The organism is Ramlibacter sp. (genome assembly GCF_035554825.1).
Taxonomy (GTDB): Bacteria; Pseudomonadota; Gammaproteobacteria; order Burkholderiales; family Burkholderiaceae_C; genus Ramlibacter.
This window is the reverse complement of the sequence record NZ_DATMHS010000114.1, coordinates 1-11017: the sequence shown is the minus strand read 5'-3', so window position 1 is coordinate 11017 and position 11017 is coordinate 1. Positions and strand designations below refer to the sequence as shown.

11 protein-coding genes and 1 tRNA gene are annotated in these 11017 nt (G+C 68.5%); 6 read left to right on the top strand and 6 right to left on the bottom strand.

Going from position 1 to position 11017, the window contains the following annotated elements; genetic code table 11:
* Positions 1 to 34 precede the first annotated feature (34 nt).
* Entirely contained in the window at positions 35 to 601 is a 567-nt protein-coding gene (locus VNT59_RS14380; RefSeq protein WP_325499214.1) for a tetratricopeptide repeat protein, read from the bottom strand.
* Positions 602 to 758: 157 nt separating this feature from the next.
* On the opposite strand from VNT59_RS14380, the gene cysS reads away from it, so the two are divergent.
* The 6 genes from cysS (at position 759) to VNT59_RS14350 (ending at position 6280) form a co-directional block, all read left to right on the top strand.
* Positions 759 to 2135, top strand: a complete 1377-nt coding sequence (cysS, locus tag VNT59_RS14375; RefSeq protein WP_325499212.1) for a cysteine--tRNA ligase — start codon at positions 759 to 761, stop codon at positions 2133 to 2135.
* 5 nt (positions 2136 to 2140) lie between these two features.
* On the top strand, positions 2141 to 2779 hold the full coding sequence (locus VNT59_RS14370) for a DNA-3-methyladenine glycosylase 2 family protein (protein ID WP_325499218.1): 639 nt from the start codon (positions 2141 to 2143) through the stop codon (positions 2777 to 2779).
* Between the two features lie 73 nt (positions 2780 to 2852).
* Complete coding sequence (locus VNT59_RS14365) at positions 2853 to 3830, top strand: acetyl-CoA carboxylase carboxyltransferase subunit alpha (RefSeq protein WP_325499210.1); 978 nt, start codon at positions 2853 to 2855, stop codon at positions 3828 to 3830.
* The gene (gene tilS, locus VNT59_RS14360) at positions 3793 to 4779 is read left to right on the top strand and encodes a tRNA lysidine(34) synthetase TilS (protein ID WP_325499209.1); all 987 of its coding nucleotides are present in this window, start codon (positions 3793 to 3795) and stop codon (positions 4777 to 4779) included. Before VNT59_RS14365 ends, tilS begins: the two co-directional genes overlap by 38 nt.
* Before the next feature lie 109 nt (positions 4780 to 4888).
* Positions 4889 to 6157 carry an aspartate kinase gene (locus VNT59_RS14355; RefSeq protein ID WP_325499207.1) on the top strand — a complete coding sequence of 423 codons (1269 nt, stop codon included), beginning with the start codon at positions 4889 to 4891 and terminating at the stop codon, positions 6155 to 6157.
* A 30-nt stretch (positions 6158 to 6187) separates the two neighbouring features.
* Positions 6188 to 6280, top strand: a tRNA-Ser gene (locus VNT59_RS14350).
* A 121-nt stretch (positions 6281 to 6401) separates the two neighbouring features.
* Here VNT59_RS14350 and VNT59_RS14345 read toward each other — a convergent pair.
* The 5 genes from VNT59_RS14345 to VNT59_RS14325 form a co-directional block, all read right to left on the bottom strand.
* On the bottom strand, positions 6402 to 6659 hold the full coding sequence (locus tag VNT59_RS14345) for a hypothetical protein (protein WP_325499205.1): 258 nt from the start codon (positions 6657 to 6659) through the stop codon (positions 6402 to 6404).
* 266 nt (positions 6660 to 6925) lie between these two features.
* Positions 6926 to 8092, bottom strand: coding sequence for an MFS transporter (locus VNT59_RS14340; RefSeq protein WP_325499203.1), 1167 nt, complete (start codon positions 8090 to 8092; stop codon positions 6926 to 6928).
* Positions 8093 to 8271: 179 nt separating this feature from the next.
* Positions 8272 to 8460, bottom strand: coding sequence for a hypothetical protein (locus tag VNT59_RS14335; protein ID WP_325499201.1), 189 nt, complete (start codon positions 8458 to 8460; stop codon positions 8272 to 8274).
* Between the two features lie 129 nt (positions 8461 to 8589).
* The gene (locus tag VNT59_RS14330; RefSeq protein WP_325499199.1) at positions 8590 to 10797 is read right to left on the bottom strand and encodes a TRAP transporter permease; all 2208 of its coding nucleotides are present in this window, start codon (positions 10795 to 10797) and stop codon (positions 8590 to 8592) included.
* 61 nt (positions 10798 to 10858) lie between these two features.
* Positions 10859 to 11017: TAXI family TRAP transporter solute-binding subunit (locus VNT59_RS14325; protein ID WP_325499216.1), on the bottom strand; the 159-nt coding region annotated here is incomplete at its 5' end.

Genomic DNA, 11017 nt, shown 5'->3' with positions numbered 1-11017 from the left:
GGTGCCGCAGCTCTGCTGCGGCGTGGCGCCGCACTCAACGGGCCGAAGTCGCCGGCGTGGCCGGCGCCGGCCGGGCAGCGGCTGGGAACAGCTGGCGGATCAGCGTGAGTTTCTGCGGCACGGCGCCGTTGGCCGGGTCCAGCTGCTGCGCCCTGGCGTACTCGAGCGCGGCGAGCTTGGCGTAGACATCGCCCAGGTTCTCGTGCGCCACCGCGTAGCTGGGATTGGCGCGCACCGCCGTCTCCAGCGCCGCGCGGGCCTTGTCGAACTGGGCCTGGCCGGCGTAGATGACGGCGAGGTTGTTGTATGGCTCGGGCAGCTCGGGGTATTCGGCATTGAGCGCGGTGAACGCCGCGATCGCCTCGGCGGTGCGGCCGGCTTCCGTCAGCGCGACGCCTCTGAGGAATTTCATCTGCGGATCGCGAGGTTTCGCCGCGAGGTACTGGTCGGCCCTCGCGATCGCATCGGCCGCGCGGCCGGAACGGATCAGCCCGTTGACGTCGCCGTAATCGTCGGCCCAGGCCAAGCCGGCGCAGACCAGGCCGATGGCCAGCGCGATCAACCTCGGGTAGTGCGGGAACGAGCGGCGCGCGATGTTCATGGGGCAGGCGGCGCGCTGCTGACAAGCGGCAAACCGCGGCTATATACTGCGCTGCATTGTAGCCGCCAGCTGCAGCGCGCCAGCTCCAGGCCACCCAACGAAAAACACCAGACGGAATCCCCGCGGCCGCCTCGCGAAGCGGTGCCGCCCCTGCCCCATGACATTGCGCATCTACAACACGCTCTCGCGTGCCCTGGAAGACTTTTCCCCGCTCGAGCCGGGGCAGGTGCGGATGTACGTATGCGGCATCACGGTGTATGACGCCTGCCACGTGGGCCACGCGCGGGCCAACATCGCGTTCGACGTCGTCCAGCGCTGGCTGAAAGCGAGTGGTTATCGCGTCAACTTCGTGCGCAATATCACGGACGTCGACGACAAGATCATCCGGCGCGCGCTGGAGAACGGCGAGCCCGTGCGTTCGCTCACCGACCGCATGATCGTGCAGATGCATCGCGACTTCGACGCGCTCGGCATCGAGCGGCCCACGCACGAGCCGCGCGCGACCGACTACATCCCGCAGATGCTGGACATCGTGCGCCAGCTCGAAGACAAGGGGCTCGCCTACCGCGTGGCCGGCGGCGACGTGAACTTCGCGGTGCGGCGCTTCCCGGGGTACGGCAAGCTCTCCGGCAAGTCGCTCGACGAACTGCATGCCGGCGAGCGGGTGGCCGTGCTCGAGGGCAAGGACGACCCGCTCGACTTCGTGCTGTGGAAGGCCGCCAAGCCCACCGAGCCGGCCGACGCGCAGTGGGATAGTGCGTACGGCAAGGGGCGCCCGGGCTGGCACATCGAATGCTCGGCGATGTCGTGCGCCTTGCTGGGAAAGACCTTCGACATCCACGGCGGCGGCGCCGACCTGCAGTTCCCGCACCACGAGAACGAGATCGCCCAGAGCGAGGGCGCCAACGGGCAGCCGCTGGCGCGCTACTGGATGCACAACGGTTTCGTGAACATCGACAACGAGAAGATGTCGAAGTCGCTGGGCAACTTCTTCACCATCCGCGAGGTGCTGGAGAAGTTCGACGCGCAGACCCTGCGCTTCTTCATCGTGCGGGCCCATTACCGCAGTCCCCTGAACTACAGCGACGTGCACCTCGACGACGCCCGCGCGGCCCTCAAGCGCCTGTACACGGCGCTCGACTCGGTGCCACCGGCGCCGGCCGTGATCGACTGGAACGAGCCGTTTGCGGCGAAGTTCAAGGCGGCGATGGACGACGATTTCGCGACGCCGGAAGCCGTGGCCGTGCTGTTCGAACTCGCCGGCGAGGTCAATCGCAGCAAGTCGGCCCGGCTGGCGGGCCTGCTGAAGGCGCTCGGCGGCTGCCTGGGCATTCTGCAGGGCGACCCGAAGGCGTTCCTGCGCGCCGGCTCGCGGCTGGACGAGGCCACGATCGCGCAACGAATTGCCGAGCGCGCCGCGGCCAAGCAGGCGAAGAACTTCGCCGAGGCCGACCGCATCCGCCAGGAACTGCTCGCGCAGGGCATCGTCCTGAAGGATTCGCCCACCGGCACGACCTGGGAGGCCGCCTCGTGAGCCGCATGCCCGAAGAGATCGTGGTGCCGCCCCCGCACTACTGGGACGATGCCTGCCGGCACCTGGCGCGCAAGGATCGCGTGATGAAACGGCTGATCCCGCAGTTCGGCGACGCCTGCCTGCGCTCGCGCGGCGACGCCTTCACCACGCTGGCCCGCAGCATCGTCGGCCAGCAGATCTCGGTGAAGGCGGCGCAGACGGTGTGGGACCGCTTCGCCGGGCTGCCGCGGCGCATGACGCCCGGCAACGTGCTCAAGCTCAAGGTGGACGACATGCAGTCGGCCGGGCTGTCGGCGCGCAAGATCGAATACCTGGTCGACCTGGCGCTGCATTTCGATTCCGGCGCCATCCGGCCCCAGGCCTGGGAGTCGATGACCGACGACGAGATCATCGCGGAACTGGTCGGCATCCGCGGCATCGGCCGCTGGACCGCGGAGATGTTCCTGATCTTCCATCTGATGCGGCCGAACGTGCTGCCGCTGGACGACGTCGGGCTCATCAACGGCATCAGCCGCAACTATTTCTCTGGCGACCCCGTCAGCCGCAGCGATGCGCGCGAGGTCGCGGCGGCCTGGGCCCCGTATTGCAGTGTCGCCACTTGGTATATTTGGCGTTCGCTGGATCCGCTGCCGGTCGAGTACTGAGCGACAACGAACAGTGGCGCCGCGGCGCCACCCCAGGGGCCCGAGCGGCGACCCGAGCGAAGAGGAGCTGAACTTGGCGAAAAGGACTTTCCTGGATTTCGAACAGCCGATCGCGGAACTCGAGACCAAGATCGAGGAACTGCGGTACGTGCAGACGGAATCCGCGGTCGACATCTCGGAGGAGATCGACCAGCTCTCGAAGAAGAGCCTGCAGCTGACGAAGGACATCTACGGCGATCTGAGTCCGTGGCAGATCACCAAGATCGCGCGGCACCCGGAACGGCCGTACACGCTCGACTACGTCAACGAGATCTTCACGGACTTCATCGAGCTGCACGGCGACCGCCATTTCTCGGACGACCTGTCGATCGTGGGCGGGCTGGCGCGATTCAACGGCAATCCGTGCATGGTGCTGGGCCACCAGAAGGGCCGCGACACCAAGGAGCGGGCGCTGCGCAACTTCGGCATGAGCCGTCCCGAGGGCTACCGCAAGGCGCTGCGCCTGATGAAGACGGCCGAGAAATTCAAGTTGCCGGTGTTCACCTTCGTCGACACGCCGGGAGCCTACCCCGGCATCGACGCCGAGGAGCGCGGCCAGTCGGAGGCGATCGGCCGCAACATCTTCGAGATGTGCCAACTGGAGGTGCCGATCATCACCACCGTGATCGGCGAGGGCGGCTCCGGCGGCGCGCTGGCGATCTCGGTCGGCGACCAGGTGCTGATGCTCCAGTACTCGATCTACTCGGTGATCAGCCCCGAAGGCTGCGCCTCGATTCTCTGGAAGACGTCCGAGAAGGCCCAGGATGCGGCCGATGCGATGGGGATCACCGCGCACCGCCTCAAGGCGCTGGGCCTGGTCGACAAGATCGTGAGCGAGCCGGTGGGCGGCGCCCATCGCGACCACAAGCAGATGGCGGCGTTCCTCAAGCGCGCACTCAACGACGCCTGGCGCCAGTTGAGCGACCTCAAGGTGCGCGAGCTGCTGGAGCGGCGCTACGAGCGGCTGCAAAGCTATGGCCGCTTCAGCGACACCAAGGCCGACGCCCGCTAGTTCCGACAACCCCGCGGCGCGCGCCCTGGCCGCGCTCGACGCGCCCCTGCCCGCCGCCGTCGCGTTCAGCGGCGGCGCGGACTCCAGCGCGCTGCTGTACGCCGCCGCCCGGCGCTGGCCGGGACAGGTGCAGGCGATCCATGTCCATCACGGCCTGCAGGCGCCTGCCGACGCGTTCGAGCGGCAGTGCCGCGCCACCTGTGGCGCGCTGTCGGTGCCGCTCCAGGTGATCGCGGTCGATGCGCGGCACCGCCCCGGCGAAAGCCCGGAGGACGCCGCGCGCAAGGCGCGCTACGCGGCGCTGGCGCAGGCGGCGGCCGGCCGGGGCCTGCGCTCGGTGCTGCTCGCCCAGCACGCCGACGACCAGGTCGAGACGATGCTGCTGGCGTTGAGCCGCGGCGCCGGCTTGCCCGGCCTGGCGGCGATGCCGGCGCGGTTCGAGCGCCACGGCATGCTGTTCCTGCGGCCGCTGCTGGCCGTCCCCGGCGCCGCATTGCGGACGTGGCTGGCGAGGGAGCAGATCGCCTGCATCGAGGATCCGATGAACGCCGACCCGGCCTACACCCGCAGCCGCATCCGCCACACGGTGCTGCCCGCGCTGGCACAGGCCTTTCCCCGGTTCCGTGAGACGTTCGCGCGCAGCGCCGCCCATGCCGCCCAGGCGCAGGAGCTGCTGGCGGAAGTGGCGGCGGCGGATCTCGCGGCCGTCGGCGATCCGCCGGCCGTGGCCGCGCTGCGGCGGCTCTCGCGCGGCCGCCAGGCCAACCTGTTGCGGCACTGGCTGCGCAGCGCGCACGGGGCTGTGGGCAGCGCCGCGCAACTCAACGAACTGCTGGACCAGCTGGCTGCCTGCACGACGCGAGGGCACGGCATCCGGATCAAGGTCGCCGCCGGCCGGGTGGAACTGTGCAACGGCAACTTGAGATACGTCACGTCGACTGCCGATTGAGCGGCGGCCCACGGAAGGGCTTGCCGGGGGTTTTCTATAATTGCCACGTTTTTCGCGGTGCGGCCCGCCCCGAAACAGTCCTCCAACTGCCGCAGAAAATCCTTTCCAGATGGCATTGATCGTTCACAAATACGGCGGCACCTCGATGGGCTCCACCGAGCGCATCCGCAACGTCGCCAAGCGCGTGGCCAAGTGGGTCCGCGCCGGCCACCAGCTGGTGGTCGTGCCCAGCGCCATGAGCGGCGAGACCAACCGACTGCTGGCGCTGGCCAAGGAAGTCGCGCCGGCGAAGCAGACCGACGCCGTGAGCCGCGAGCTCGACATGCTGGCCTCCACCGGCGAGCAGGTCTCGGTGGGCCTGCTGTCGCTGGCGCTGCAGGCCGAAGGCCTGGAGGCGGTGAGCTACGCCGGCTGGCAGGTGCCGATCCGCACCGACAAGGCATATACCAAGGCCCGCATCGAGTCGATCGAGGACGGCAAGGTGCGCGCCGATCTCGCGGCCGGGAAGGTGGTGATCATCACCGGCTTCCAGGGGGTCGACGAGCAGGGCAACATCACCACGCTGGGCCGCGGCGGCAGCGACACCTCGGCGGTGGCCGTGGCGGCCGCGATGAAGGCGGACGAGTGCCTGATCTATACCGACGTGGACGGCGTCTACACCACCGATCCGCGTGTCGTGCCGGAGGCCCGCCGGCTGACCACCGTGAGTTTCGAGGAGATGCTGGAAATGGCCTCGCTCGGCTCCAAGGTGCTGCAAATCCGCTCGGTGGAGTTCGCCGGCAAGTACCAGGTCCCCCTGCGCGTGCTCTCCAGCTTCACGCCGTGGGACATCGACATCAACGAGGAAGCCCGCTCCGGCACCTTGATCACTTTTGAGGAAGACGAAAAAATGGAACAGGCCGTTGTGTCGGGCATCGCGTTCAACCGCGACGAAGCCAAGATCTCGGTGGTGGGCGTGCCGGACAAGCCGGGCATCGCCTACAACATCCTCGGCGCCGTGGCCGAGGCCAATGTCGAAGTCGACATGATCATCCAGAACATCTCCAAGGATGGGAAGACCGACTTCAGCTTCACGGTTCACCGCAACGACTACGCCCGCGCCATGGACCTGCTCAAGAGCAAGGTCGCGCCGGCGCTGGGGATCGACACCATCATCGGCGACACCAAGATCTGCAAGGTGAGCATCGTCGGCATCGGCATGCGCAGCCACGTCGGCATCGCCAGCAAGATGTTCCGGGCGCTGAGCGAGGAGGGCATCAACATCCAGATGATCTCGACCAGCGAGATCAAGACCTCGGTGGTGATCGACGAGAAGTACATGGAGCTGGCCGTGCGCGCGCTGCACCGCGCGTTCGACCTGGATCAGCCACGCTCCTGAAGCCGGGTTTGGGGCATAATTGCGCCTCCTGGAAACGTGACCGAGTGGCCGAAGGTGCTCCCCTGCTAAGGGAGTATGGGGTGTAGAGCCTCATCGAGGGTTCGAATCCCTCCGTTTCCGCCAGACACCGCCTCTCCCACAGCCTCGATTGGAACTTCCGATCGGGGCTGTTCTCATTGGGAACCGATGGCGTGGCGGGCTGTGGCGGCCCGCGCCACGGGCTGGCGGCGCCACCGTTCGGCCGCTACGCCGGCGCCAGCTCCGGATCGGCTGCCGAGGCCCGATCGGCCGCCGCGCCGCGACCGTCGTCGGCCAACCTGCTGCTGATCGCATCCTGCAAGTCGCTGCAGCGGCGCTGCAGCCGGCAGGTCTTCGCCTGCAGGATCGCCAGCGCCGGACTGCCGGGCTGCCGCTGCTGTGCTTCGCGCAATTGCAGTTCGGCCAACACCCATTCGCCGTACGCCGAGCGCCACTCGGCCAGCTGACTTTCGACCGTGTCCATAGACCACCCTGTTTGCATGGACATGAGCGTGCACCAGGGGCCCGGCTGGCGTGTGTCAATCCGCTACCGTCCCCTTCGAACCGCCGCATCCGGCCGAACCGTTGGCCGCCGCTGCCAGTGCAGATCCCCCGCGCTTGAGATCGATGCGCGCGAGGGGCGCGGCTCGCGCCGCGATTCACCTCCGGTAACAGTGCCGGGAGCTTTCACCCGGCGCACACGGGACGGAAAGACGGACCCTTTCGCTGCTGGCGGCGCCGCATCGCGGGCTAGCCAACCACCGACGGTCGGCTGACGATGCGCCGCACCACCACCTGCCCCAGCAGCGCGAGCGCACCGGCCACCAGCAGATGCGCCGCACCGTGGCCGACCAGGTGGGCCAGGGGCCCGAACAGCATCGGACCGGCGCCCTGGCCGAGAAACAGCGCGCACGCGAACAGCGCGACCGCCGAGCCCCGGGCGGCCGGCGCAAGCTCGGTGGCTTCGGTCTGCAGCGAGTTGTGCAACATGTAGAAGGCCAGGCCGCTGACCAGCATCGCCAGCGCGGCTTGCCACCATTGGCCCGACGCGGCCACCGCCGCAGAGGCGGCAGCGCCGAGCAGCGAGGCAGTGATGCACATGCGCCTGACCCCCATCAGCCGGATGAGGCGGCGCACGGTGAAGGCATAGACCAGGCCGCCGATCCCGAAGGCGCCGAGCACGAAGCCGACGTGGCGTGCGACGTCGCGCGTGGCGCCCGGCTCCATCGCGAGCAGTGCCTCGCCGGCGTAGGGAAAGAAGCCGAAGAACAGCATCGCTTCGACCAGCACCGCGGCATACAGCCACTTCGCTTTGGGATTGGCGAACACGCGGCCGTACAAGGTGCGGAAGGACGCAGGCGCGCCGCTGCTGCTGCCGGCGTCACCGGGCGCGAGCCTGGTCCATGCCAGCCCGGCCGCGACGAGCGCGAGCACGCAGGCGATCCAGAAGGCCGAGCGCCAGCCGGCCGCCTCGCTGGCGAAACCGGCCACGATCGAACCCAGCATCTGGCCGCTGATCAGGGCGAACAACATGCGGCCGATCGCGACCTGGCGTCCGGCCATGTCGAAGGCATCGCCCAACGCCGCCAGCACCAGCGGCACCAGCCCGCCGCCGAACACACCGGCGATCATGCGCGAAGCGAACAGCGCCTCGAAGCTCGGCGCGACCGCGCCGAACAGCAGTGCGGCCGCGAGGCCCGCCATGCACACGCGGATGCAGCGGATGCGGCCGAACCGGTCGCTGATCGGCCCCAGGAACGGCTGCGAAAGGGCGTACGGCAGCGCATACGCGGGGCTCAGCATGGCCGCGCTGGCGTTGGCGACCGCGAAGTGGGACGCGACCGGCAGGATCAGCGGATCGATCAGCCGCAGCGAAAAGCTGCTGGCAAAGCCGCACGCGGCGAGCACCAGGAACATGGGCATGGGGCGGGGGCGGCTGGCGCCGCGCAGCCCCGCATTGTGCGGGCAGCGCCGCGCGCGCGGGGGCCGCCGTGACACCGACCCGGCCGGGCGGGGAGCCCGGGGGTACCCGCCGGGAGGATGGCGCCGCCGTGAAAAAGCCGCCCTCGGGCGGCTTCGTCGGGAGCGGTGCGGCTTCAGCGCTGCCGCACTACGCGCCGCTGCTGGATCGGCTGCGCCGCGGCCGGCCGCGAAATCGCATCCTTGACGGCACTGCGCTGGCTCGCCAGCTGCGCCGCCTGCACCGGCAGGCCATACGAGGCGGCCGTCACCGCCAGGATCACCGGCATGCGATGCAGCATCGAGAGGGTCTTGTTGTCGTTCATCGTGACTTCCTTTGCACTCAAGCCGGCCAGTATCGGCCGGCTCGAGCGCGGGCGATGTCAGCCACGAGCTCGTCCTGCGAACTTTGGAATACGGCTGACGTTGCCCGTCAGCCGTGTCCCACAGGGATGTCAGGCGGGGGACGGCGCAGCGTTGCTCAGCTTCCATGCGGCGAGCTGGCGCAGCAGCACCGGGACGGCCAGGGCCGCGCCCACCAGGGTCACGACCAGTCCCGGGGCGATCAGCAGGATCGCCGCGGCGAAGCACAGCGCCTGCTCCCAGCGCTTCATCTCCACCAGCAAGAACCGGCTCAGGGCCGCCGCCAGCGCGACGATGCCGAGCACGCAACCGGCGAAGGTGATGATGAAGTCGTACGTGGTGAAGCCCTTGGCCACCAGCAGCAGCGACGGCGAGAAGACGAACACGAACGGCACCAGCGCCTTGGCCATGCCGAGGCGGAACGCCGTGTTGCCGGTCCGGAACGGATCGCTGCCGGCCATGCCTGCGGCCGCGTACGCCGCCAGCGCCACCGGTGGCGTGATGTCGGCCAGGACGCCGTAGTAGAAGACGAAGAAGTGCGCCACCAGCGGCTGCACGCCCAGCTGCACCAGGGTCGGCGCCGCCACCGTCACCATGATGATGTAGTTGGCCGTCGTCGGGATGCCGCAGCCCATCAGGATGCAGACGACGCCGGTCATCACCAGCGCGGCGAGCAGCGTCAGGCTCTTCATGTCCACCAGCGCGGCCGGCAGGACGCTGGCGACGCCGCCGGCCATCGCGGTGGCCCAGCTGGTGATGATGTAGCTGATCTTGAAGCCGACCCCCGTCAGGGTGACGACGCCGATCACGATGCCCACGCTGGCCGCGGCGGCGCCGACGGCGAGCGCGTATTTGGCGCCGGTCTCGAAGGCCTCGACCATGGCCGAGTGCGGAATGCGGCCGGTCACCCCGGCCAGTTTCCAGCTGCCCAGCAGCAGGGCCACGCCGACCGCGAAGATCACCAGCTTGATCGTCTCCGAGTCCTGCCCCAGTTCGGCGAAGGCCAGCACGGCGAGCATGAGGTGCAGCACCACCATCAGCAGCCAGTTCTTCGGCTTGTTGCCGCTCACCTGGGTGGTGAGGCCGACGATCGCGCACGAGGTGATGCCGGTGAAGGCGGCCAGGTACGGCGTGCGGCCGGTGACCAGGATCGAGATCAGCAGGAACAGCGGGATCAGGGTCGGCCAGCGCTGGCGCAGCGATTCCTTCAGACGCGGCATCTCCTCGGCCGTCAGGCCGCGCAGTCCATAGCGCTTCGCCTCGAAGTGCACCTGCATGAACACGCCGAAGAAGTGCATGAAGGCCGGGACCACCGCGGCCGCGATGATGGTCTGGTAGGGCACGTTCAGGAATTCGATCATCAGGAACGCCGCGGCGCCCAGCACCGGCGGCGTGATCTGGCCGCCGGTCGACGAGGCGGCCTCGACGGCGGCGGCGAATTCGCGCCGGTAGCCGACGCGGATCATGGCCGGGATGGTCAGCGATCCGACCGTGACGGCGTTGGCGACCGACGAGCCGCTCAGCATGCCAAACATCGCGGAGCCGAACACGCTCACCTTGGCCGGGCCGCCGGCGTAGCGGCCGGCGACGCTGGCCGCGATGTCCAGGAACAGCTGTCCCAGCCCGATGCGGGTGGCCATGACCCCGAACAGCACGAAGTGGAAGACGTAGGTCGCCACCACGCCCACCGCCACGCCGTAGATGCCCTGGCTGGTGAGGTACTGGTGGTTGATCATCTGGCTCCAGCTGGCGCCGGCGTGTTTGAGCAAGCCGGGGAAGTAGGGGCCGGCCAGCGCGTAGGCGGTGAAGCCGATGGCGATCAGCGGCAGCGGCCAGCCCATCGAGCGGCGGGTGGCTTCCAGCAAGGTGATGAACAGGATCGAGCCCATGATCACGTCGGTCGTGCTGGGATTGCCGACCCGGAACGCGATGTCGTCGAAGACGTACGGGATGTACAGCACGCTGAGCGCGCAGGCGATCCCCAGCAGCCAGTCCACCAGCGGCACGCCCCCCGGCGCGAGCCAGGAGCTGCGCAGCTGCGTCTCCTGGTGCTTCTTGCTGGCCGCGAACACCAGGAAGATCAGGCTCAGGACGAATGCCAGGTGGACCCCGCGGTGGGTGGCCTCGCGCAGCAGGCCGAAGCCGGCGGTGTAGTAGTGAAAGCACGACAGCGCGATCAGCAGCCACTTCACGATCACGGTGGCTGGCGGCACCGTGGGCCGGAACCGCATCTCCGGGTCGAACTTCTCCTCCAGCTCCTGCAGCTTGCGCTCGTCGAGCGCCGTCACGGTCTCACTCATAGAACCCCTCAAAAAAACAGGGAGGCGAGCGCCTCCCTGGGTCGTCGCCTGCCTCAGGCCTCTATTTGATCAGACCCGCTTCGCGGTAGAACTTTTCCGCGCCCGGGTGGAACGGAATACCAACACCCTTGACGGCATTTTCCCGGGTGATGAACTTGCCCTTGGCATGCCCGGCAGCCAGTGCCTTCTGCGCGGCGTCGCTGTACATCGCCTTGGTGAT